This is a genomic window from Sphingobacterium sp. 18053, assembly GCF_902706145.1.
Taxonomy (GTDB): domain Bacteria; phylum Bacteroidota; class Bacteroidia; order Sphingobacteriales; family Sphingobacteriaceae; genus Sphingobacterium; species Sphingobacterium paramultivorum.
On sequence record NZ_CACSJW010000003.1, the window covers coordinates 631,454 to 655,846 of the forward strand.

The window sequence follows — 24,393 nt, forward strand, 5'->3', positions numbered from 1 at the left end:
GTCTTTCGCGATAATCTGTATAAATACAAAATTGTCCTTCATTCAAAGATACTTTCCAATCTATATCAATTTTCAGGGATATTATGTGAACTAAAGTTCATATTCACCATTTTTTTGCTATGTTTAGTCAAACCTTTTATGATGAGCATACATAGTATAAATAGAGGATCAGGACATTATAGTATTTCAACAGGGTTTGAAGAGGCAGATTTAAAGGCTCTTGCAAAGGATATCAATACAAAATACATCCAGTTTTCCGATCCTTTATCGAATAAGGAAATAGATTTATTGGAAATGACTGTGTTCTCCCAAAGGCCAGATATTGCATTACGGATTTTTGGACATTATTCCACAGTTTGTGACCTAACTTTTCTGGAGCGTATCCCTTCTCTTAGAAAGGTTTCAATAGATTGTTTAATTGAAGCTACTGGAATTGATATTGTCACCCAGCTCAAAAACTTAGAAACACTAGCTGTGGGTATTTTAAATTTGGATAACTTTAACTTTTTAGAAAAAATCAATCCCCATCTAAAAGAATTATTCTTATATCAAACCAGATCTAAAAAACCACAAATTGACTATATTGAAAGATTCAAAAATCTAGAATACCTCTATATTGAAGGACATCAAAAAGGAATCAATGTAATCAGTAAACTAAAGGATCTCAAAAAAATCGTCCTCCGCTCGATCTCAACTCCTAACATTGATTATCTTAAAGGTCTAAAACACCTGTGGTCCGTCGATATTAAACTTGGGGGCATAAAAAGTTTTGAGGCACTAAAAACCTTACCATCAATCAAATACCTAGAACTTTGGCAAGTACGTGGGCTTTCGGATCTATCATTCATTTCAGCGTTACCCACACTCCAAAATCTATTTATCCAATCGCTAAAACAGGTAACGATCTTCCCCGATCTATCTAACAATAAATTACTGAGACGGATTTCATTGGAGGATATGAAAGGATTATCTGACATGTCATCCTTAAAAAATGCTCCAAATCTGCAAGAATTCATTATTTGGAACGGAAATCAAGATCCCGAAAATTTTAAACCTGTATTTGAAAATGCTAATGTGGAAAGTGTGAGTGGCTTTTTAGGCAGTGATAAAAGGAATAACCGCTTCGCTGAACTAGCTGAGCAATATCACAAAAAGGCTTTGGAGTATAGTGATTTTGTATACGAATAGCCTTAAAAAAATCTGCATAACATAAATTCGACCGAACTGAATAAATATGAATCATTTAGAACCTATACCATTATGGACATTAGTAGCTAACATCAAATAGGAAATTAGCTATGGTCAAGGGAAAATAGAAACCCGCTATGGCACGAAACAGTTTAGCCCGAGCACCAAAGTGTATATTATCGATTGGTATGTCGGGATGTGCCAAGCTATCACCGTAATCGGCTTGTCTAGAGATACAAAAAGATTAATTACTATTGTTATACGGGCTGAATGGGTCGAAAACTTCCGTGTCAAGTTATGCTACAATTCTAAAGTCTGTTCAAAAATAAAGACCTACTTTGATAAGGAGGAAACTGGAATGCAGCGGTATACAGAAAAATTTGTAAATGATATGTTTATCGGTATACCCCAATGGAATGAACCTATTTAACTCTCACAATGATAATGTGAGTTACCTTTGCCACAATTGATTATGTATATGGTCAAATATTGTCCATTACAGTAAATTACTTTGTACTAAATTTTAGATAATGGTCTTTCATCGGTATCCCATCTGCAGTACGGAATGCATTTCCTGTAATGATAATTTCATAGGTTTTGTTTGATTCCAATTCCCAATCAATGATAACAGATTTCTTATCTGAGGAATAGCGTTGACCTTTTATCAGCGGAAAACTTTCTTTTGAAACTCCCCTAAATGACCGTCCCTGTCCCAATAAAGGCCTGTCGAAATTTATCTTCAGCTCCCTTAAGGTGTTGTTGAAATTGGTTTGTCCATCCTGAATTCCCGCAAAAGAAATGATTTTTGGTCTTCTTTCTTCAAAAGCTGCATCTAAAGAAGAAATATCTGCAGCGTAAGATTGATAAGCTTTGGCAAGTACAGGCATATAGCTCTCTAAAGTAGGATATAAGTCTCGCTGACGATCAAAGTCTTCAAGTTCATCAACAAGTTTCTCAATCCAAAGAAATCCCCTATCTAGCTGTCCATTGGTTTCCTTTGAAATCTCTTCGAAGCTGAAATTATGATCTTTTTGATATTTGATAACCGCAGCTCGAACCAATGCCTCGTTCAACATCGTTTGCCAGCTACCGTATGCCTGCTGGTTCATTTTCTCCTTTACAACGCTATATAATTTTTCGCCGCTGTCTCTAAAAATTGTCGTGTCTTTTTCCAATAAATAATTAACAAAGGAGTGGTTAAACTCGTGAAGTAATGTAGGGAAATAGCTCTGTAACGGAAATTCAGCCATGCCAAGACTATCCATACTCCATGTCCCCATAATAGCGTAGACTTCCTTAAGACCCTGTGGACTTTTAATGGCTACCCCATAGTTACCGCCGCCATTCCCCAAACCATTCACAATCAAAAACTTTTCGGATGGTTTCTTACCATAGAATTTAGGGTACCAGTCCAATTCAATATGTTCATAAATTGGAAGAAAGCGCTTTTGTACCTCATGGTACAGTGTCTGGTTATCCTGAAAAAATCCTTTGCTATTACTGTCTTTGTAAAACTTATTTAATAGTGTTGCGAATTGAAGAGCATTAGCTCTACTCCACCTTTTGTCCAGGGTTTCGTTGATATTTTTTTGCTTAAGATTGAACTTATCATCAAGATGTATGGCAATACTCATCACCGCATCGTAGCCTATGCCATTTTCATTTTTAATCTTATTGACAAAAGTGATCAATTCGTGTTCTTTAAAAGGACCATAGTGTTCATTGATTCGATCAACATAGCGCTTAAAAATGCCTGAACTATACTCTTGATTGCCAGCAAGTCTAAATACAATACTCAGAATCTCGATACGCTCATCAACTTTTGGCTTATCCATAATTTCGTTACGCTGCCCATAGGTAAGCATAAATGATAAACTGAATAGGATAATCAATACATATTTAGAAGTTTTGTCGAACATATTGGAAATAGGCTTTACCATCTTTTATTCATTTTGTACTTGAATGGGGATTCCAAATAGCTTGCCAATAAATTTAACACGCTATTTGCCAATACACTATGAACGAATTTCTTTCTTAATACTGACCGTTATTGAACACTAGCCGTTCAATATTGAACAGGCTGCCAGCCATTTTCTAAAATCTTATTCACTAATATTAAATTGATCACTTAAGTCCTATAACGAGTTGAGAGCATATTACATTTTTTGTCAAACGTTACCTAAGTTGACAGCTGTTAGAAAAGAATAAATTCTTAAATTAGTTCAAGAATTGTTTAGATCTAATTAGTTGAATTTAAAACTGCTTTACACCAATAATATGGCCACCCGAAGATTTATATTGCTTGCACTTATATCAGTTGTTTGGTCACTGCACTCTGCTTCTGCTCAAAACTCCCTTCCTAGAAATCTGAAAGAAACAGCCTCATTCTTAAATCTTAACGTTTCGGATAGCCTAAAAAACGTAATCAAGTATAGTGATGAGGTAGAGTTAAGTGAATTAACCGACAATGAACTTGAAAGTGAATTTGAATTGATTGACTCGCTCCTTTCGACTGGAAAATCTCCATTATTTACATATTTAAATAATAAAGGAATCCACAACTTTAAAAAAGATGTGATTTTGGAATACTATAAACAGCTACTCTCAGCGGGTTATGTAAAAGAAGATTCTCTCCTGAAGACATTCAAACTGAAGGAAAACAAATTGAAAAAGGAAATCAGAAAGCGGATGAATGCGGACACAATTGCCGGTATTTATATCCCGAAAAACCTTGACGATTGTTTTGTCCAAATAGACTCGTTCTGGGATGATAGCACCAAAAATAAAGTAAGAGAAATGACAGAGTCAGAGTTTATGGCCGGCTCACATTTCGGATTTGGAATGTGGATGAGAAATAATTGGGGCCTCTGGGGAGGTTCAAGGCTCTCCGCCTATTTCGCTAAACGGGGAATAAGGCATCCTGACGACATGTCTGGCATCATATTAACAAGTTATTATAGGAAATTAAAGGGGAAAGATCCCGATGTAAAATCGCAGCTAGAGTATTATAAAAAGTACTGGACTCCATAAAACTTTTCAATAATACTTTCTTTCACAGGTCTTAGACAGCATTCATGAATCCCCAAACGCTATGTTTTGTCTGAACAACGATAAGGAGGTCATTATAAATCATATAATCATTTGAAGACCAGAAAAATACACATATATTCACTAGTAATATTATCCTTAAAATCTTTTGCGAATGCTGTCTCTAGGCTTGACTGTGAATGCTACACTGGTGGACTGGGGATCGTTATTAAAAGACTGTGCACATAAAGAATGGGGCGGATTATTAGGATCTTTATATTACCAAAGGTGGAAATTATTTATCGACGAAAGTCTCAAAGGAAATATAGTACCTGCTGAGGTATTTTACACGATCGAAGTAGCCTGGGCTAAAGAAACGGATCCCTTTCCACTGATCAAACTAAAAAAGGAAAAAATCGATAAAATACAGGATTATATACTACAATAAGCACCACTTTCACGACAAAAGAACCTTATTAACGAGGTTCTTTTGTTTATTCAGCCTATAACGACATCTCGAGTCTCTACCATTGATATCGCAAAGCTTATCGCAGCCAAAATATTATAAAAAGTATTGGACTCCATAAAATTATCCTCCAGAATATTATAAGGATCTAGTATGGAAAAGGCTTGACGGAACAGCAGACGTTAACAAACGGAACACAGCAAATCAAAGTAGAATTAGAAAGAGACTGTAACATGAACAGTGTCATGTGCCATGCCGTGTTTGCCCCAGAAAATAAGTAGCCTTTTCAAGCTTCAGAGATTAAAGCAATAATTAACTTCCAAAAAATTAAATTGTATTTCAGAAACAATTTATCTAAGTTTGGCCAAATGAAAAAAATGCTCCTATACTTCTTGACAATTTCCTTGCTCGTCCAAGCTAGTTGGGGCTATGTTGTCATAGGTGCATTTTATGTAAACAAAGATTACATTGCGAAGTATCTTTGTGAAAACCGCGATAAACCACAATTGCACTGTAATGGAAATTGTGTATTAATGAAAAAAATCAGGAAGGCACAGGAGAAAGAAAAGCAGAATCCTACAGCAAAGCTTAAGGCTGAAGTGTATGATTTCATTAATTCGTATGCACTATTTTCCTTCACGCCAGCTTCCGTTGAAATAAAATCGATTCCACTGGGACCGGTTTTTACAAAATATCACAGTATAGACTCAAATCGTTTATTTCGCCCCCCTATTGCTGCCTAATTACTTTTCCTACAATGGCACTATCGGCCATTGAATTATTCTTAGAAAAAATCATCAAAGGCAACATAAATTCATGAAATACTCATTTTCCGTATTGCTTGCATTGTCAGGCAGTATAGTATATGCACAACATTCTTTACCAGATTCATCATCTAGGCTACGCGACAGCATCAGGCTTGACGAAGCTCTTGTCACTTCCAAATATTACAGAAAATACAAATTGGATGCTGCATCCAACACTTTAAAGCTACAGGTTCCCCTACTCCAGCTTCCACAAAATATTCAGGAAATAGACCATAGTATCATTACCGACCAGCAGGCAATTAATATCAACGAAGCCATTAGCAGGAATGTCAGTGGTGTCATGCGCAACAATACCGCCGATTTTTATGGTCCCTTTCTATTTATGCGCGGGGCTGGGATCAATACCTTACGCAATGGTGTTGACATGTCCATGATCTATTACGGGCCTATGCCTGAAGATGCCAATATGATCGATCGATTGGAATTTATCAAGGGTCCCTCGGGCTTTATGAATGCAATCGGTGACCCCGCCGGATCTTTTAACCTCGTCACCAAGAAACCAACAGGTATCACGTCCAACCAAGTTTTCTTTCAGACAGGAAGCTGGGATCTCTACCGTCTTGGCACTGATCTGGACGGCAGTTTCGATAAGGATAAAAAGTGGCGCTATAGATTAAATGCAGTAGGACAAAAATCGCGTTCATTTCAACGCTTTGCATTTAATGACAAGATCGTGGTCAACCCGAGCCTGACATACAGTATAGACTCCACATCGTCCCTAACGGCGGAATATAGTTTTCAAAAACAATCCTTTCTCCAATATCTACTCACGGTATTCTCTCCCTATGGATTCGCATCCCTCCCACGTGATTTCAGTATTGCTGACCCACAGAAGGATCCTGTACAGGCAGTGGAACACAGCGCATTTTTAACGTATACAAAAAAACTAAGCAGAAACTGGAACCTGACAGCGAAAACTGCTTACGCCAATAACCACATGGATGGCAACTATTTTTTTGTATCTGCCTATGATAAAAACCGACCGTCCGAAATCAAAAGACGTGTTACTTATGAAAGATTTGCGACCGATGTTGCTTCCATTCAGGTCTATGTGAACGGTCTATTCAAAACAGGTGAGCTCGATCATCACATTTTGGCCAGCTTGGACGGAAATCGAAAGTCGTTACTCGGCTATTCAGGATATAATGACAAAAGTGCCAACCAAACGCTATATCCGCTAGATGTTAATAACCCCGTGTATGGTACACCATTCGATGACAACAAAAAGTCAGGTTCACTCGAAAGCATTGCGACAAACAAACAGCAGATAAAATATTTGGCTTTTTACCTACAGGATGAGCTTAGTTTCTTACAGGACCGGCTACATTTAACCTTGGCGGCACGTCTAACACAATCGACAAGCCATATTGATATCCCTGCAGAATCCAGTGTTTCGGATCTCGTCCTTACACCTCGTCTCGGTGTAAATTATGCACTTAGCACAAACGCCTCATTTTATGCATTATATGACCATACTTTTACGCCACAGAGTGGCTTGAGTGCTGATGGGAGAACATTCGATCCACTACGGGGGAAAAATTATGAAATTGGTTTAAAAAAAGACTGGTGGGATGGCAAATGGAACAGTACTCTATCCCTTTACCATATTACCCGCGACAATATCTTGGTGACAGACCCTTCGACAAACCTGCAATCACAAATTGGGCAGACCAAGTCAAAAGGAATTGAGTTTGACCTCAAAGGTGAAATTGTCAAGGGTTTGAATGCTGTCATTAATTATGCGTATACTGATAGTTATATTTCCGCCGATGCCAATCCAGCACTGATAGGTAAGGCTACCCCCTATCGCGTACGGCATATACAAAACACGTGGCTAAATTATCGGCTTCCTTTTGAGAAACTGGCTGGACTGAGTGTTTCGACAGGCTACCAATATCAAGCTGGTAGAGCTGGCCGATATCCGCAGGATGAAATTCCTTCCATTGCAGCGCTCTTTCGCCTGGATGCCGGTCTAGGTTGGACAAACGGCAAAATAGCAATCAATGGTCTTATCAATAACCTGACCAACCGATTCAATTATGGGAGTGCCTGGACAAGGCCAATAGGTCTCTACGCCTATGTGCCCTATGCCCCGCGCGAGTTCCGGTTGAATGTATCTTATACTTTCTAGCCATGAAGACGATAACCAAGTGGGCATTCCGCTGGCATGGATGGCTGGGACTAAGTTCGGGGCTATTCTTTCTAATCTTGGGGATTACAGGGTCATTGCTGCTATTCCGGCACGATCTTGACAGAGCACTCAATCCAGACATCTATCATAGGCCCGACAGCGGGCTTATGATCTCTGCAGACAGCGCCTATAGAATCGTCGCAGACGCTTTTCCGGGTTTGGAAAAAATTGTCTTGCACGACTTTCCGCTATCATCGGAAGAACCCTATGAATTTATGCTTTATCGAAAGACCAAAAGTCCCTACAATAATCATTTGAGTTTTGCTTTTGTAGACTCACATCAGGGCATAATCCTGCGCCAAGGCAACTACGAGGAACTTGGCGGTTCATTTTTTAGATGGATATATGCCATGCATTACAGCTTTTTACTCGGTCGCATCGGACAGGCTATCTGCGCCATTGTCGGCATACTCCTCTTATTGACGATAGTTTCGGGCCTGGTTGTCTATCGGAAATATATAAGGAAAGTTATTTTATTTCAGGTACCGCTGTACAAGCAGGGACGACGATTATACTCCTCCTTGCATCGGATAGTGGGGGTTTGGTCGGCCTTGTTCAATATAGTTTTGCTGGTAACAGGTGTATGGATGAATATCCCCGTTTTTCAGCCCCTTCTTTGTGACCACCAAACCATGGTGCAGCAACAGGGTTCGTTCAAGGCAAAACCAAATTTAGATAAACTGCTAAACTACTGCAAAGTAGCTGCTCCGGGATTTGACCCCATTGCGATAAATATTCCAAAGGATAACAAATCCCCTATTTTGGTCCGTGGCCACCTGCCAAGTACCATATTCTTTTTGTTCAGTGGAAAGGCGAGCAATTTTGCTTTCGATCCTGTTCATGCAAACTTTATAGGGCAACTGGATATTGAAAAAGCAGATTTTTCGAAAAAAATTTCCTGGGCAATTTATCAATTGCATATTGGCGGATTTGGTGGTTACCTCGTAAAGTTTATCTATGCTTTAATCGGGTTGACACCAGCATTACTTACTATGACAGGCACCTATCTATGGTATAAACGAAATTGGTAAATTACGCTTTATTAATAATAATCAATCAATTCATCATTTTTTGAAAAACGAGTTTTTTTCCTCGCGGCCAACTATAGCGACCATCATTAAACCATTTTTTATATTCGATAAAAACTAGCCTGACTTTTTCGGGCCAGTTACGGATCTCAATTTTTGCTTCCTTATCATACAACGCGGGAGCGGGAGAATAATAATGTATAAAACTTAGATTTAGAAGAAAACCTGATAGCGTAAAAGGTGCTATTGAGCTCCTAGGTAATTGGGTGAATAGATATCTCTTGTGCTAATCATCCACTTGTTTTTCCCCGATCACAACATCGCCACGAATAGATCTTAAATAACCTTCAAAGGCGATATTCAATCCTTCAATAATCAGCTTATCATGTGCACCAACATCGCCAATTAACTTTTTGTCATCATAAGCATCACCAACAATTGCCAAAACGCAGCTCGTGCTTTGTTGTGGAAAAAGGCCAACACCTATTATTTCCTCACCAAATTTTACAAACCATGTTTCTTCATTATGGTCGTCGGTAGTATTGGGTATATGTATCGCCTGCTGCAGGTCTTCACACTTAATGAGATCAAAATTCATTTGCTTTGTTTATGTTATATATAAGACAGCGTTGAACAGAATATTGTTTTTTAGGAACCGATGACTTCCAAAAATGGGAAATAAAAATGTTACAATCTCGATATTAAGTTTAACAGTCAAAATGGAAATTTGCGCTGTAAAATTTAAACGTGCATCTACTTTATTTGGAGTAACGGTGAATAGAACATTTACAAAAAAGGCACCGTCCGACTTTCAACGCATTTGGCAGCATATAGATATAAAGCTGCACTCCAGGTCTGCCAATCCTGTCCACTAGGTATTGCATCTTGACTTTTGATCCATTCGTTGAAACCGTATTCTAATCTAAAATCTACAGCCTTCTTAACAAGCACTGTGAGTGAGAGTAATTTTACCTCTGCTAGATCAAATCGCTGTGCTTTCACTAAGGCGGCAATATAGAAACCACAGACAAAAGGCCATATTCCACCATTGTGATAATCGCCAGGTTGATTGTACTGGTTATATCGTTCATGCCATTCGCGATCTCCCGGATAAATAAATGGAAAAAAATTAGGGGGCAGATCTATAGCTAACTGTCCTTCTTTCTGCATAGACTTGCAGGAGGATTCCACCCAATCTATGATGGCGTCTGCCTTTTGGGAAGATGCTATCCCGCTAAGTATGGCAAGGCTATTGCCCAGCAGATCAAACTTTCCGCTATGGTATAATTTATATGTCCATAGGGCATAATACTGATCTTCATTAGCAAATAGAATATTCACTCCATTTGCGAGCCTATCAGCACGCTCCTGATAACCTAATAATTGAAGAGCATTGTGATATATGGCATTAACATACAACCCATACCCCAATACCCACTGTTCGTCCCGCCAGTCGCTGGTGGGTTGCTGGGCAACAACCCCGTCATCCGTAGGACTCTGGTACGTCATCCAACGTAGCGACTTGTTAACGGCACGCCCTAGAAAATTTGTATTTCCTGTCATTTTGCGGTATATTCCTACAGCCATGAGAAACAACGGTGTTGTATCACTTGCCCCCAAATTGTTAGGATCATAGACAATGGATGGTATATGGCCATGTACTGTCTGAGTGATTGCTAAAACTTCCAAAACACTCTTTATACTATCATAAAGCTGCATATTATGAGTACTAGCAATGCCAAGGATTGAAAATAAAAGATCCCGGGTATAGGGTTCCGGATACCCCCAGCCCGCCGTGCGCGGAAGGTGATGGAATGGCCCACTACTATTATTTAACAAAACTCCTTCAGCAGCTAGCTTTGCAGCATTGATCTCCTCAAATTGTTTTTCGGTAAGCATTGCTCCTCTAATTAGTTGATCTTGAAATATTTTTCCATGATTTTAACAAATCGCTTGGCTACTACCCTGTAGTCGAATCGTTCTTCAACTCTTTTTCGCCCAGCTGCTCCCATTGTAGTACGAAGGGACGCATCTCGCATCAATCTAGACAAACAATCTGCAATATCATTAACGTCCGCCCTGTAATCTACGGTACGAGGTATATCAAAATGGATAATATGATTGTCCTCATAACCGGATTCAGTACCTAGTATAACGTTGTCGACGACAATTTCTTTGGCTACCCCTGCTAAAAGAGCCGTTTCTCCATGAACGAGTGTATCAAGCATGCCCATCGCACGGATACCAACAACAGGTTTACCACATGCCCCTGCCTCAACCTGGGGCATACCAAAGCCCTCCAATCTGGAAGGAGCTGCGTAGATATCGCAAGCACCGATTAGATAGGGCATAAAATCGCGCGAAACGGTATTTGTTGCATATATTACTTTTTTACTAATCCCTAATCGTTCGGCGAGGTCGTGATCAGATTGATTTTGAAAAGAGGTGCGCGGCTGTGGCCATACTTTACAAACATATTTCCATGGAAGCACATCCCTGTCGATTAAGGCAAGTGCCTCCATAACTTCATTTGCGCCTTTAGAAGCTGCATCTCCACCAATAGTTAGAATCATAATCTCGTCTAGTGACACGCCAAGCTGTTTTCGTACCGCAACGATTTTGGGATCGTAATACGCATGTGGGACAAAAGAATCCGTAGGACAACCTACAGGAAGCACCTCTATCTTATCTCCTGAAATGCCGTCCCTAACATACATTTGTTTAACCCAATTAGAAGTAACCAAAATAAGTGGTAATTCGTTAAGTATTTCATTATAATTCGCAATATATCCATCGGCTACAAGCCATGGTACAGCTATTCTTCCAAAAAGTTGCGGATGCACGACGATCGACGGAACATGCCCCCAATATCCAATACCAACGACAACATCTGGCTTGAACCAATCATAATACCATTCTTTCTCCTGACAAGATTGCCAATGCGCCGCATGAACATCAACACCTATTGCCTGCAATCCCTTATAAAGTAGATCGCCCTGTGTGGACAAGCCCCCCGGAGATGGTGGGTAATCGTATAATAATAAGACTCTCATACCAATACTCCTCCTTTAGACAACCAAACCATAGCCTTTCCGGTATCTGTAAATGACCAAAACGCTTCTGTACTCGGGGTTGTAATCACCTCCCAGCCCTCCTTTGGATAACCGTATATTCTATTCATAATATCATACTTGGTATCATAAATTGCAAGATTGAGCTGATTTTTTATCGGAGCCATTTTATGTGGTCGCGGATAAAACTGACGATTGCCATCGTGATAGGCAAATGTCCAAAGTTCCTTGCTTTTTATCTTTCTGTTTTTCCAGAGCTTTATAACGGCTTCGCTAACTTCAACATGTCGTCTGTGATAAGTATACTCGCCTGAAGGATTATGTGTGATCACGAGGTCATAAACAATAGGTGGCAACAGTGCGAGAATAGTCTGTTGAAGTTCGGATTCGTGCAACGGCACCTGTCGGACCCCATCATCAAGACATCCCATTGCACCATTTGCTCGTAGCACTCTAAGTGCAGCATCGAATTTTAAAGCACGGTCGGGATCATCCCCCCGACATACACTTATTACATACACCTGCCAATCAAAATGTTCGAGAATTGTACCGCCTGCCCAAAGTGTCTCATCGTCGGGATGCGCAACGATTACAGCTATTCTTTTTTTTGCCGAGGCTGTATCGGCAACAATGGATGGAGTAACATTTTTCATCTCTTTTATCCTTTAATTTTCTTAGGCTGATGTATCAGCTAGAATCTAGCATATTGTCATCGGATGAACCTTCCTCCACTATCACACTATAATCCGTATATATTTCTGCTAATTTGTATCCCATATCAGCTATCGTTCTTTAGTTACTATTTTTTCTTCAACTCTCTTAAAAGATGTGCTAAATAATCTGTTTGTACTTTTTGAATCTTCAGTAGTTTTTTGCTTTGCTAAATGAGTAGGTGGTCCATCTATTCACTCAGGAACTTGATCTTCAATTGTATACCTGTCTCCATCAGCTTAAAATTTACTAAATAATAGTATTATCGATTCATAATAAAGTTCTGATTTATACCCCACTACACGTTATACATTTAGACAAATTTGTTATATAATTGGTAGATTTTCCGATATAATACTAAAGTTCTTCGAGATTTTTTCACTTTCTTAATAGGAGTTTTTCCCCTAATTCAATGGATTTATAAAGTATTCCCAATTTGTCGAGTTCAGACTTTACCATCATTTTGCAACGACGGCTTACCATATTTTGAATGATTATTTTCCTGTCTGCATATCCATTGGGATTAAAGTCATCATATGTTAAACGAAGCTTGCTTATAATTTGTCTTTAAATAATTGTTTGCTACTCATTTGATTTACGATGCAAGGATCACGGAATTTTAAACGGTTTGAGACCAAATACGATATTAAGATTCACTTTCATAAACAAATCTCCGTATATAGTTTTCCAAGTCGATAAGATCAAAAGGTTTAGCTAAAAATCCATCGGCTCCACATTCCACTGAAATACTCCGTCCATCGATATGACCTGAAATCATAATTACGGGCAGCTTATCATGTTTAGATGAACTCCTGAGGTCTCGCAGTACTTGGTCTCCGTTACGTGCAGACATATGAATATCCAAAAAAAGAATATCAGCATCTATACTGTCCAACACGTCTATCAGAACTAAGCTATTCGCTACCGTTATAACTATCGTATCTTGATCCTCCAATACTATAGAAAATGCATTCAGTATTTCTATATCATCATCACACACCACAATTTTCTTCTTCATCTTGAGTTTTTTAAATTCTATTGATCAGAGATACATTTTTCAGAGATCATCATTTATAAAAAATGGATCTTACAGACGTAAGATCCATCCATTTTTTTTGTTTAGTAACTCTTATTTAGCTTTTGTATTGAGGTTGGTATCCGCCAAGGCAGTTAAATCAGAATCACATTTTTTTTCTTCTGAAAGAGTCTCACGCAAAAGCTGAATGGCCTCATTGTACTTCAAGACTTTAGCAAATGCCGCGAGCGTACCATATGTGGCAATTTCGTAATGCTCAATCTTTTGGGCAGCAGCGATAATACCTGCATCTCTAACGGTTCCTTCTTCGGTTTCCTCGATAATATGTTCACCTTCTTCGATCAACCCTGCCATTGCAGCACATCGCTCTGCTTTAGGCTTCAGCTCCAGAATATCGAAGCACTGTTCCAAGCGTTTCACATGATCTTCGGTTTCCAAAAGGTGTTTGGAAATCGCTTTTTTTAATTTCTCAGCGGTAGCGTTTTTTTCCATTTTGGGCAATGCTTTTATCAAAGCTTTTTCCGCCCAATAAATATCTTTAAGCCCGTCTTCAAATAGCTCGGCCAAATCTTTTGCAGCATCGGATCCTGAACGCTTTTTCGTGTGGTCTGTGGATTGTTTCGTCATCGTTCCATTTCCAGAATTTTCACTTGCGTTACTTTTAGTTGTTGTTTCCATTTTTTAAAGTTTATTGCCCTAGAGCTTTTAAATTAGAACATCCATCGAACAGTATTAGTTCTATTAGCAGAGCTATCACCTGCATTTCACGTGTATATTCCAACGAAGACGTATAAAAACATCTTTTTGTATTGAAAATCAAGGTCTTTTTAACCGGAATAATAAGTATCTCCAATTGGGATCCACCCCTCTCTGATACAATTAGATTCTAAAAAACGATTAAATTTTGCTTATATTTAGACATAAGGTCCGCTAACATAAGATTCGAACAGAAAATCAAACATCTTATTCTCCAATTTGTAATTATATAGTCATTCCTTACAAAGTGATATATTTTAGTCGTTGATATTGACTTCGATTTCACCAACAGTAACAGATATGAAAGAAAATAATGATACCATCTCCCATTTGCTCATGCGGATCGAAGATATTCCTGCAGTAAAGAATATATTGAACACCATATGTCTATATACAGGAATGGATCTAGGGCTGGTGACCTCTCACAATGGCCATCAATGGATAGCCTGTGCTGTACGGGATTCGCTCGGAGTCGGAGTAACAGCGGGGCAGCAGCTCGAATTACATTATACCTTAGGAGATGAGGCACATGATAAACATGCTCCTATCATTATCCCCGATATCGACTACTGTGAAAATGAAGATTGGAAAAGAAAATTGCATGCAAAAGGTTTTAAAAGTTATATTGCATTCCCGATCGTTGACAATGATGGATTGTTCTTTGGAACCCTCTGCACGATAGATTATAAAGCCGTATCAATTGATAGAGAACGGATAGCACCACTATTTGAACTTCTAGCTGAACTGATCAGTTTTCATTTGGGTTCGATCGCCAAAATAAAAAATACCCAAGCCCTGTTAGGTGAAGAATTACAATACTCTGAACGCAGGGATACGCTATTATCCGTGTTGGGGCATGACCTAAAAAATCCATTGAGTGCTGTCATTACCTTATCGCAATATCTCGCCGACAAACTCGAGAATGCAAAACATAAACAAACGGCCAAGCTTATTTATGATTCGTCCTATAGAATGAAAGGTCTAATAGATAACATGCTTGATTTTGCCCGGAGTAAGCTCGGCACGGGAATACATCTGAACAAAAATCTGGTCGAATTAGATAAAGTGATCCTTCAGGCCCTTCGTGAGATCCAAACAAGTGCACCCCACAGAAAAGTACAGACAAATCTCGGAGCAAAACATCCAGTAACATGCGATCATGAGCGTATGGCACAGGTGTTTTCAAATCTCATAGGAAATTCATTCCGACATGGTTTGGCAGAAAATACAATCGTTATAAAGTCCTCTATTGAAAGTGACAGATTTATCTTCCAGATAGAAAATGATGGCCATCAGATAGCGGCGCCTATATTCAATAACCTATTTAAGCCCTTTGTTGGAAGAAAAAACCAGAAAGAAGGTGGACTGGGATTGGGCCTTTATATTTCCAAACAGATAATCACGGCTCACAGCGGTGATATCCATGTCAAATGCTTTGATGAAAAGGTGGTTTTTACCCTTTGGATACCAATATGATAGATGCTTTGATCATATTTTTATGGGATTTATGCTCGACAATTAAGCATCATAAAGATATAATATGCGATACTCAAATTCAGTTTTGTTAAAGAAAAAAGCGAGCAAAAGCCTGGTCTAATAATCCAGCCTTTGTACCCGCTCCAAATTAATCTACCTTTGTGCAAGAGCAAACAATAAGCTATCTTTTCAATTTCCTATTTCTTTTTTTTACGGAAAACATTCTCCGTTAAGTCTTTCGAAACAGAATCTTTTTCTTTTTGATAAGAAGATTGCGTTTTCTCTTTTGTGCTTTTTTCCTTTTTAATGTCTTTACTCATGATGTATGGATTTTATAGTGCGTATTATCCTTTTCCCTTTTCAATGTTTATACTTGATCGGGAGGAATAAAAGTAAACTAAAACGTGTTCTCTCTTTGAGGTACACTAGCAGCTAGTTGTTGAACTAAAAATTTCCGGAAAATATATTGTGGAGAATTTAAAGATAAAACAAGTGTATTTATCATATTGGACCTACGAAATGGGGTTATATGAAATAGTAGATCATAGTATTAAATATACAAATAATAATTGACAATGAAGCAACTACTGTTCAAAAGAAACTAACTCATAGGTTCGTGCGTATGATCCTCCATTTTAAGTCTTGCCATTAGATAGCTTATGGTGGATTCTGCGCCTTGATTGATATTGATAGCATGCTCTTCAAGTCCATCAAAACAGCCTCCGGTAACAGGATTATAAACAATCTGTCTAATATGATTCCGTCCCAAAAACCAGTCGAATACTATTCGGATGGTCTTCTTATATTGCTCATCTTTTGTAAACTTATAGAATCTATCTAGTGCAATAATGGTATAAGCAACATCAATGGGCTGCTCTCCGCCCCTGGGATCAGTTCTCAGCTGGCCACGATGTGCCCAGCCTTTGTTGGAAATCACATGAATCTCTTCGTCGACAATAATCCTGCTCAATAAGAAATCAAAGGATTGATAGGCGATATCTCTATATCTGTTGTCCCTAGTTGTCTCATAGGCGATCAACATGGCTTCTGGAATAACACTATTGCCATAAGTCATATAAGATTCATACCATTGCCAATCTGAAGAGCTCTCATGTTCAAACATAGCTGCTAGACGATCTGCCAGGACTTCTATGATAGCCTTATAATTTTTGCCCTTCATAAAACTTAGGCCCTTAATGGTAAAGGCCATCGATCTTGTCGAATAGTAAACTAATGCATGCTTGGATGCCCGCTCCAAAAGCTCTATTGCAAGTTTTACTATCCTTTCAGGCAAAAGATTAGCCATGCCCACCACTTCACCCAAAGCCCAGACAGCTCGGCCGTTGGCATCTTCAAGATTCTCCTGTTTATTTTGTATTGTAAAATTGCCGCTCCTGTCTACATAATTCAGAAATGTACCATCTTCTTGCATACAATAACCTATAAAATCCAGGTATTTCTGGATCAGAGCAATGGTTTCATATGATTCATATATTTTATAGTGAAGTAACATCGCTATAAGTGCTCTTGCATTGTCATCCAACGCATAACCGCTTGCAAGGTCGGGCGTAGAGATATCCGCAAATTGAACAAATCCACGTTCTTCAGACATCCGAAAAATATGATCCAGGTTGACGGGGGGAACTGAGTATATCATTTCCCTCTTTTTATCTATAAGTAACTCAAAAAGATAAACATGAGCTATAGCAACGTTCTGCCAGGAGGTTTTAACCATCTTTTGAAGATTCACACGATGAATCTTGCCTAATTTAAGTTCATCATCTAAAATTTGATTGACCGCAGCCGCAAGCTGCTCAGAAGCTTCAAAATCAATTATGGTCCCCATATCTTCCTTTAAAACCTCTTTTACGTGAGGGATTGGCGTCGACACAATGGGACAGCCAGAGCTCAGCGCATAAGAAAATGTTCCACTAACCGCCTGTAAAGGGTCTTTTGACGTAAAAAGATACACATCCGTGATCGACAGATAGGACAATAAATTTTCTGTTGAGAGAAATTCATTAACAAAACGGACATGATCTGAAATGTTATATCGGTCTATTATTGTCTCAAGTTTGTTTCTATACGTCTCTCCTTCATATCGTAAAAGATTGGGGTGTGTCATCCCCAAAATAAGGAACATTACATTTGGATTTTGTTCGATAATAGCGGGTAGCGCATAAAGTGTAGTCTCTATACTCTTACTGGGTCCAAGTAAACCAAATGTACTGAGGATTTTCTTGTCCACGAGACTGTATCGCTCAAGAATGGCGTGTTTATCCGTCGCTGGAGCTAAATGCGTGCCATGCGCTATTACGGTTATTTTACCGGTAGGAATTTTGTAAGTACTCGTAAGGATATCGGCGGATCCCTGTGTCATCACGATGATTTGCGAACAATTATAAGCAATGGCATATACATGTTCGAGCAGCATGCGGTCTGGTGCTGGCAACACCGTATGGAAAGTCACGACAATAGCAAGCTGTGCTGAATTAAGATCCTTGAGAAAAGTTATGAACTCAGTTTCTTGACCAACGAAAAGGCCAAACTCATGTTCGATACAGATCAATTTAATATCCTGATCAAACAAAATGTTTTCAAGAATGGTGTCGAAAGAGAGCGGGTTTGTTATATCTAGTTTCCCTAGTGGACCATCTTCTTGAGACGTATTGTCATCTACTATCGGTATAGGAATTAGTCGATAAGACTCTTCAAATTTACTCGCGATAGCCTTCATTAGATCTGTTGTGTAAGTTGCAATACCGCAGGCGCGTGGAGGATAAGTGGATAGGAACGCTATTCCTCTTTTTGTTGCTGAAATCATTGTTGGATTTTTAAGTGAAGTCCTTGCATACGATCTTCTTGTATCTTTGACAAGGTGCTGCACGTAGGGAGGTTTATAAATATACAAAAATAAATTGAAAGAAAATTTTTATTATGAGGGTAACAAGAGTAATATATATCCGATAATTTAACGCTGCCAAAATTTAATAAGCAGGAAACAGTCTGCTGGAGCTGTTCGCCTAACTATTTTTTTAATAAATCGGCAGTCCTTACGATCTATGATAAGTTGATTATAACATCCAACAATGAAGACATCTTATTTACAGGTTATTGAACTTCGAAGTCTATCATTCACCTGATGCTTTTAAGGCTTTTATCTTTTCTACCAGCAACTTTAGTACTGGTTTCCTCGCGATTAAATTAAAACTCCAAATATCATCCGTGATGAAAACGTAATGTCCCTCAAAACTGTAGATATAATCGCCCCCTTCCAGTCCAATTAACCAGGCTTCTTTCTTAAGGTCAGGGTAAGTTCTCAAAACCTTCCAGCAATATTCTTTAATTTCCGCCTCGTCCTGAAAATCATCGAGCAAGCGTAAAATACTGCGCTTTTCGCTCAGCCCATATAGGGATAACATTTCATCGATCTCATTCATAAAAGTATGTAATCCAAAAGCAATTTACATGCAATTTGCTAATTACCAATAAAATATCCATATATTTATTATTGAAGCCTATGGTTTTTTATTAGAAATTCACCTTACTCAACTTACGATGAAGAGCTATCAATTTCGTTTTAATAACCGCAGCAAAACCTCGGCCATTCTTGTTTGGTTTTTTACGGTTTTATTGGCTATTACACTGACAACCACCCTTTTTCTTGTACGCCCTGCACATGATCTCTCGAGCTGGCTGTTACTGATATTATTTCCGTTCCTCCTAATAGCTATTTATAAGCTATTTAAAACGGCCTCCGAACGACAATCGACAGAAATAGTAACGCTGAATAAGGACGGATTTACAAGTGCCTGTTTTGGTTCGGTTTTATTTTCCAACATAAGTGCAATCAACATTCCTGCCCGTGAAATATCGTTGTTGGGCGGAGAAAACTATGATTACTACAAAAAAAACGACGTAGATACCCCTAACATCGTGATTTCGATTACGACCGACAGGGGCGATATATTTTGTTGGAGCTTAAATGAGTGGGGTGGCTTTTATAACTCAAAAGAGGACTTTTCTGTTTGTTTTGACTTTCTGACTGCCTTAACCGATCAACTGGTTCAATGTTGTCAATCAGACGAGTCGCCTAAAAGTTATTTAAAAATTCTCGATGAAAATGGAATATGGAAAAGAAGCAATGGTTATTGAGTTAGTAAAAACTATAAATTGCCTTTAGAATGCGATCTTCAAAATAATGAGCCTTAGCAGCATCCGACTTTCGCTGTATGGAAACCAAAAAGCCTTTTTCATCATAACTCATTCCCAGTTCACTTACTTTTCGTCCGTTCCAACTATCTTCCATTAGTTTCAGGTTTCGGTTTTGGTCGTAGACATACTTTTCGGTTTTGGGATCAAGGGAAGAAGGTGCATCAGTGAGCTCTACCAAAAGTCCGTCTTTGAATTGATACAATTCAGATGGTGTTTTCTCGACAGCACAGCCATTATGTAGAAACAACACTACGGGATGCCCTTTCAAATAGTAATACGTCTTTTTTTGATAACACGTATCTGAACCGCCGCTATTTTTACTAAAATTGAAATATTCGGTACGTTCTTCTGCCTCGAATTCGTTTTCGGTATAGTAACGATATTGCATGGAAGAAAAATCATTATTCGCTGTCATTTTCTTCCAAAGGCTTTCGTCTGGTAAGGCGCCCTCTAAAATCATGTTGTCTACTCTGGGAAATTGCTTTCCCTGCCAATCATTGTTTTGTGGCCTATTTGGCATCTGAGCATTCAATGTGAAGGTCCGGATGATATCAATTTTATTATTCTTATTGTATTGGAAGCAACTGACTTTCACAATCCCATTGGAATAATCTATCCTTGCTTTTTTATCGATGAGTCGGTTTAAATTATAATAATATCTGGTATAAAAAGCGGTATCAGTTTTTTCGTTATTATATCTTATGCTCGTCATACTTACCACCATGCCGTCGGGGTTAAAATTGTAAATATATTTTATCCCAATCTTCTCTTCACTCTGCAGTAGAATGCTTTTTACTTTATTGCTTTTCATAAAAGCAGGATTGAATAAAAAAACAGTTTTTGTAAAATAATCATCGTCCTCCAAGGGGGTGACCTTATAGAATGGGAGCACCTGAGCCTTTCCTACAGTCACAATACAAAAAAACAAAATAAGGGTTAAGAAGTAGCTAAGATTATGTTTCGTGTATATCATACTTTTAATGAAAGAAGAATTTTGGTTCCAGTGGACTGTTGAAATCGAATAGTTAAGTCCAATTTTCCTTACTTAAGAACTCGATGCTGATATTTAAATGTACTTAAAAACTCTTTGCTCTTTAAAAAAAGTTCTAAAAATAAGCTATAAAAACCTCTTTAAATTCGAAAATTCAAGTTATCAAGGTAGAGTCCTCATTTAATGTAACAACATATATATTGTTACATTAGAAGGTCTTGGCCTTCTTTGAAGTTAAACAACGCTTTACCATAAACGTAATTTTAATTTCAGATAAATCGACTTCATCAATGATTTCAAAACCTCTTTTTTTATAGATGTTTACATTCAAAGGATTTGCAGTTTCGAGATAAACATCTCTTCCTGAATTTTCGGCATCTGCTAAAACTGGATCCAATAAGGCTTTAGCCAAACCCTTCCCCTGCTCCGATGGCATTACACCAATACATGCCAAGTATAAATATGGATTTCGATTAGAGATATGAGCATCCTTTAGCTTTAAAAGCTTAAGTGATCGCCAAACTGTTGGAAGTCCCATATTAAATAAGAATTTTAAATTTCTGAAAATTACTGCTAACGATAACCGCTCTTTCTTTTCAGATTGCCAAAGTGCTGCAGCATCTCCAGTCGGCCCGATAAATACCTCACCTTTAGCCAATGTCTCTTCAACTAGATAATCAGCCAAAAAATAAATCTTTTTTTCAAAGTTTTTCTGACCGATCATCCACCTAAAACAAGGATCGTTTACAAATGAACTACAAATAATATCTACCAAACGGTTAGAATCTTTTTTATCGGCTTTCTTATTTTTCATAATTACAAAAAACAGAAATTAAAGTCCCAATAAACATGACAATTGTCAATAAAATTGGAAGACAAAAAATAGAATTAAACCGCTAATATTTTAAATCTTACTGCGAATCCGGCTTAATGTTTCGACCTTCACTCCAATATAGGATGCAATATAACGGGTACTCACTGTAGCGATCAATTGTGGGTAATGGTCCATCAAAAATTGATACCGCTCTAGGGCAGTTGTATGCTGGATAAATCTCAGACGTTCGTCTAAAAGAAGAGCATAAGCAATAATCAGCTGCCTCTCCAACTCCAATAGAAGATTATTTTCTTTTTTTAACTTATCAAAATCAGAAACAGAAATACGATAAACCTTTACTGGGCCAAGTGCTTTGATATAATCGGTACTTGCTACCTTGAATACGGCTGTTCTAAAGTCTGCAACGATATCCCCAGGGAAAGTGAAACTCGTAACAACCTCTTCACCATCCCTTATATAATAGTTCACTAAAATCCCCGATTCCACCACATAATAATACAGGTTTCGTTGTCCAGGGGAAAGCAGCAGTGAGTTCTTGGGGAATTCGACCAATTCAACAAAATCAGCCATCTGATCGTCAATAGCGGTCTTTAGATCTTTCAATACGGAGGTTGCGAAATTTTTGTAGAGCATCATCTAAAATTATGAAATAAACTAACACCATAACTCAACCTTCTCCATCTTCGATTTTCTCCTTAGAGCAATCCAAATTCTGGAAGAGGAGAAAAGTTTAAAAGTCAAAAGACATTAAAAGGCAATTAAGTTCTCTTTCATAGATCTAATTTACTTAATAAATCTATAAAATGGCGAAGAAGAATAAATGGCCCCTTCATCGCAGTAATCCTGTACTTTAATTTGTATATTGGGCCTTGAGAAAAATCTCAAAAAATGGACAATACCTATTCGTAACTTGGGCATTATCCACCATAATGTTATTGATCTAGCTTCAATTTTTATAATCTGCCATATATGTGAGATGAAAGTCGTCCAATTCAGCTAAATGATAGTGTGTAGGTCTACTAATAGTTCTCGATGAGTATGAACGTATGTAAGTGAGTTTAGATGGCGGGGATTACTGAATATTACTTTTTTCCAATACTACTTTTATTCAAAATTTCAAAAATGAAAAAAACGTTTATTTTACCTGTTCTTGCTATCGGATTTTTAATTTGGTTTTTGGCAACGTTAGCTTTTCGGTTTGCGGGACAATTCTTTTTTATTACCGATTCACCAGTCGTACTTACTAGTTTATATGCAGCAGTAATTCCTGCATTGATTTTGATTTCAGTCTTAACTTTTAAAAAATTTAGACTTTCAGGTTTTGAAAATATAGTCGCTGGCGTGCTATTGGTATTGCCAGGAATGATTCTCGATACATTCGCTATTCAATTTTTTGAACAGATCTTTCCCAATATGCCGTCAAGCCGAGCTGCAACATTTGGTTCTTGGCTCATGTGGGCTTATAGCGTTGTATTATTTACGTCAGTCGTTACAGGGCTGCGACAAAACAGGATGCTTGGCGGGGACTGAAGAACAGACCTGCGCTATGGTAATAAATACCGTTTAGCGCCCTCTTTTCAGCATGCCTATTTCAATATGTTTTATAGTTATATCGTGTTCCCAACAGCGTACACTGCCAAAGATCAATAGAATATTACCTGAGCTTATTGATTTTTCAAATAAGACCCATCTCTATAATCGCAGCCAATTCATCACATCCCATGACCAATAGATAACGTAAACTATTAGGAACATAACCAAAGAATTTTTTGAACGCTGCAGTAAAATGGCTTGCGTGCTTATAACCAAGTTTATTTCCAATAACGCTGATCGTTAATCTGTGATCTTTTAATAGATGTTGTGCTCGCTGCATTTTACACTTCAACACAAAATTGAATATCGTTATTCCATAATAGCTTTTAAAGTGTTGTTTAAGATATTGAACATTGGTCCCAACTTCTTTTGCAAGTTTATGTATGGTATAGGTCTCATGAAGGTTTGTTTCGATAAGCAATTTCACCTGGCTAATTTTCTCAATATCTGATTCGCGTAGTTCCAGTTTATTGGATGGAATACCGGGCTGCACAGCATCCATTAGGATTGAGAGAATAAACAGTGATTTGGACTTATAAAATGCAGGTAATAACAAACTGCTTCCATTCATTCGTATTAGATCCTTAGCTTTTACATACGTTATAAGTGACGTCTCCTCTGAAATTTTATCCGCATTTAGTATTGCATCATTTATCGCAGCTATATGCTGCTCGGAAATATCCATTTGCTTAAGATAAGAGTCTCGATATAACAGTATGAGACAGCGCGAATTGCTATGTTTGGATGTGATACTGACTGTATTCGCATGCAATCGCAGCAACATACTACTGCCCTCTTTCAAAACAATTTTCTTCGGCCCAGTTGACAAGCTGCAGCCCTCTTCAATAGCTATAATAACAAGATAGCTCTTATCTTCCGGGACAATGTTATGGTCTGTGTACGGATAGACCATCCTTACTTTATAATCCGGATGATCGTATTTAAATGCTTTTTTTTCTGCTTGAAGTAACTCCATCGAATA

24 protein-coding genes are annotated in these 24,393 nt (G+C 38.1%); 10 read left to right on the forward strand and 14 right to left on the reverse strand.

What is annotated here, in order from left to right; genetic code table 11:
- Positions 1 to 138 precede the first annotated feature (138 nt).
- Positions 139 to 1,188 (forward strand): hypothetical protein, encoded by a 1,050-nt coding sequence (locus tag GVK91_RS09405; RefSeq protein ID WP_153847682.1) that lies wholly within the window; start codon positions 139 to 141, stop codon positions 1,186 to 1,188.
- Between the two features lie 169 nt (positions 1,189 to 1,357).
- The gene (locus tag GVK91_RS09410; protein ID WP_153847683.1) at positions 1,358 to 1,618 is read left to right on the forward strand and encodes a hypothetical protein; all 261 of its coding nucleotides are present in this window, start codon (positions 1,358 to 1,360) and stop codon (positions 1,616 to 1,618) included.
- 76 nt (positions 1,619 to 1,694) lie between these two features.
- On the opposite strand, the gene GVK91_RS09415 is transcribed toward GVK91_RS09410, so the two are convergent.
- Entirely contained in the window at positions 1,695 to 3,128 is a 1,434-nt protein-coding gene (locus tag GVK91_RS09415; RefSeq protein ID WP_159728145.1) for a DUF4932 domain-containing protein, read from the reverse strand.
- A gap of 307 nt (positions 3,129 to 3,435) precedes the next feature.
- Between GVK91_RS09415 and GVK91_RS09420 the strand changes: the two genes are divergently transcribed.
- The 5 genes from GVK91_RS09420 (at position 3,436) to GVK91_RS09440 (ending at position 8,730) form a co-directional block, all read left to right on the forward strand.
- Positions 3,436 to 4,218 (forward strand): DUF6794 domain-containing protein, encoded by a 783-nt coding sequence (locus GVK91_RS09420; protein ID WP_235032842.1) that lies wholly within the window; start codon positions 3,436 to 3,438, stop codon positions 4,216 to 4,218.
- Positions 4,219 to 4,390: 172 nt separating this feature from the next.
- On the forward strand, positions 4,391 to 4,663 hold the full coding sequence (locus tag GVK91_RS09425) for an alpha-N-acetylglucosaminidase C-terminal domain-containing protein (RefSeq protein ID WP_159728147.1): 273 nt from the start codon (positions 4,391 to 4,393) through the stop codon (positions 4,661 to 4,663).
- Between the two features lie 386 nt (positions 4,664 to 5,049).
- Complete coding sequence (locus GVK91_RS09430) at positions 5,050 to 5,424, forward strand: hypothetical protein (protein ID WP_153846422.1); 375 nt, start codon at positions 5,050 to 5,052, stop codon at positions 5,422 to 5,424.
- A 73-nt stretch (positions 5,425 to 5,497) separates the two neighbouring features.
- The gene (locus GVK91_RS09435; protein ID WP_159728149.1) at positions 5,498 to 7,639 is read left to right on the forward strand and encodes a TonB-dependent siderophore receptor; all 2,142 of its coding nucleotides are present in this window, start codon (positions 5,498 to 5,500) and stop codon (positions 7,637 to 7,639) included.
- Between the two features lie 2 nt (positions 7,640 to 7,641).
- On the forward strand, positions 7,642 to 8,730 hold the full coding sequence (locus GVK91_RS09440; RefSeq protein ID WP_159728151.1) for a PepSY domain-containing protein: 1,089 nt from the start codon (positions 7,642 to 7,644) through the stop codon (positions 8,728 to 8,730).
- A 283-nt stretch (positions 8,731 to 9,013) separates the two neighbouring features.
- Here the strand turns inward: GVK91_RS09440 and GVK91_RS09445 are convergent, their stop codons facing one another.
- The 6 genes from GVK91_RS09445 to GVK91_RS09470 all read right to left on the reverse strand — a co-directional run bounded on the left by GVK91_RS09445 (position 9,014) and on the right by GVK91_RS09470 (position 14,223).
- Entirely contained in the window at positions 9,014 to 9,325 is a 312-nt protein-coding gene (locus tag GVK91_RS09445; RefSeq protein ID WP_159728153.1) for a hypothetical protein, read from the reverse strand.
- 188 nt (positions 9,326 to 9,513) lie between these two features.
- Positions 9,514 to 10,626, reverse strand: a complete 1,113-nt coding sequence (locus GVK91_RS09450) for a glycoside hydrolase 100 family protein (protein ID WP_153846426.1) — start codon at positions 10,624 to 10,626, stop codon at positions 9,514 to 9,516.
- Positions 10,627 to 10,637: 11 nt separating this feature from the next.
- Entirely contained in the window at positions 10,638 to 11,780 is a 1,143-nt protein-coding gene (locus tag GVK91_RS09455) for a glycosyltransferase family 4 protein (protein WP_159728155.1), read from the reverse strand.
- Complete coding sequence (locus GVK91_RS09460; RefSeq protein ID WP_159728157.1) at positions 11,777 to 12,451, reverse strand: PIG-L deacetylase family protein; 675 nt, start codon at positions 12,449 to 12,451, stop codon at positions 11,777 to 11,779. Before GVK91_RS09460 ends, GVK91_RS09455 begins: the two co-directional genes overlap by 4 nt.
- Positions 12,452 to 13,155: 704 nt before the next feature.
- Positions 13,156 to 13,527, reverse strand: coding sequence for a response regulator (locus tag GVK91_RS09465; RefSeq protein WP_075993718.1), 372 nt, complete (start codon positions 13,525 to 13,527; stop codon positions 13,156 to 13,158).
- 111 nt (positions 13,528 to 13,638) lie between these two features.
- Entirely contained in the window at positions 13,639 to 14,223 is a 585-nt protein-coding gene (locus tag GVK91_RS09470; protein ID WP_159728159.1) for a ferritin-like domain-containing protein, read from the reverse strand.
- 378 nt (positions 14,224 to 14,601) lie between these two features.
- Between GVK91_RS09470 and GVK91_RS09475 the strand changes: the two genes are divergently transcribed.
- The gene (locus GVK91_RS09475) at positions 14,602 to 15,777 is read left to right on the forward strand and encodes a GAF domain-containing sensor histidine kinase (RefSeq protein WP_159728161.1); all 1,176 of its coding nucleotides are present in this window, start codon (positions 14,602 to 14,604) and stop codon (positions 15,775 to 15,777) included.
- A gap of 197 nt (positions 15,778 to 15,974) precedes the next feature.
- Here GVK91_RS09475 and GVK91_RS27615 read toward each other — a convergent pair whose 3' ends face one another.
- The 3 genes from GVK91_RS27615 to GVK91_RS09485 all read right to left on the reverse strand — a co-directional run bounded on the left by GVK91_RS27615 (position 15,975) and on the right by GVK91_RS09485 (position 19,217).
- A complete protein-coding gene (locus GVK91_RS27615) occupies positions 15,975 to 16,097 on the reverse strand; it encodes a hypothetical protein (RefSeq protein WP_257787001.1) in 123 nt (40 codons plus the stop codon).
- Between the two features lie 281 nt (positions 16,098 to 16,378).
- Positions 16,379 to 18,601: a glycosyltransferase gene (locus tag GVK91_RS09480; RefSeq protein WP_159728163.1), complete on the reverse strand. Its 2,223-nt coding sequence runs from the start codon at positions 18,599 to 18,601 to the stop codon at positions 16,379 to 16,381.
- A 307-nt stretch (positions 18,602 to 18,908) separates the two neighbouring features.
- On the reverse strand, positions 18,909 to 19,217 hold the full coding sequence (locus GVK91_RS09485) for a hypothetical protein (RefSeq protein ID WP_153846432.1): 309 nt from the start codon (positions 19,215 to 19,217) through the stop codon (positions 18,909 to 18,911).
- A gap of 118 nt (positions 19,218 to 19,335) precedes the next feature.
- Here GVK91_RS09485 and GVK91_RS09490 point away from each other — a divergent pair, with 118 nt between their 5' ends.
- The gene (locus GVK91_RS09490; protein WP_159728165.1) at positions 19,336 to 19,932 is read left to right on the forward strand and encodes a hypothetical protein; all 597 of its coding nucleotides are present in this window, start codon (positions 19,336 to 19,338) and stop codon (positions 19,930 to 19,932) included.
- Between the two features lies 1 nt (position 19,933).
- On the opposite strand, the gene GVK91_RS09495 is transcribed toward GVK91_RS09490, so the two are convergent.
- The 3 genes from GVK91_RS09495 to GVK91_RS09505 all read right to left on the reverse strand — a co-directional run bounded on the left by GVK91_RS09495 (position 19,934) and on the right by GVK91_RS09505 (position 22,454).
- On the reverse strand, positions 19,934 to 20,965 hold the full coding sequence (locus tag GVK91_RS09495; RefSeq protein ID WP_159728167.1) for a hypothetical protein: 1,032 nt from the start codon (positions 20,963 to 20,965) through the stop codon (positions 19,934 to 19,936).
- Positions 20,966 to 21,191: 226 nt separating this feature from the next.
- Positions 21,192 to 21,797 (reverse strand): N-acetyltransferase, encoded by a 606-nt coding sequence (locus GVK91_RS09500; protein ID WP_159728169.1) that lies wholly within the window; start codon positions 21,795 to 21,797, stop codon positions 21,192 to 21,194.
- A 90-nt stretch (positions 21,798 to 21,887) separates the two neighbouring features.
- Positions 21,888 to 22,454: a Crp/Fnr family transcriptional regulator gene (locus GVK91_RS09505; RefSeq protein WP_159728171.1), complete on the reverse strand. Its 567-nt coding sequence runs from the start codon at positions 22,452 to 22,454 to the stop codon at positions 21,888 to 21,890.
- A 486-nt stretch (positions 22,455 to 22,940) separates the two neighbouring features.
- On the opposite strand from GVK91_RS09505, the gene GVK91_RS09510 reads away from it, so the two are divergent.
- Positions 22,941 to 23,348, forward strand: coding sequence for a DUF5367 domain-containing protein (locus GVK91_RS09510; protein WP_159728173.1), 408 nt, complete (start codon positions 22,941 to 22,943; stop codon positions 23,346 to 23,348).
- A 145-nt stretch (positions 23,349 to 23,493) separates the two neighbouring features.
- Here the strand turns inward: GVK91_RS09510 and GVK91_RS09515 are convergent, their stop codons facing one another.
- Positions 23,494 to 24,387, reverse strand: coding sequence for an AraC family transcriptional regulator (locus GVK91_RS09515; protein WP_159728175.1), 894 nt, complete (start codon positions 24,385 to 24,387; stop codon positions 23,494 to 23,496).
- Positions 24,388 to 24,393 lie beyond the last annotated feature (6 nt).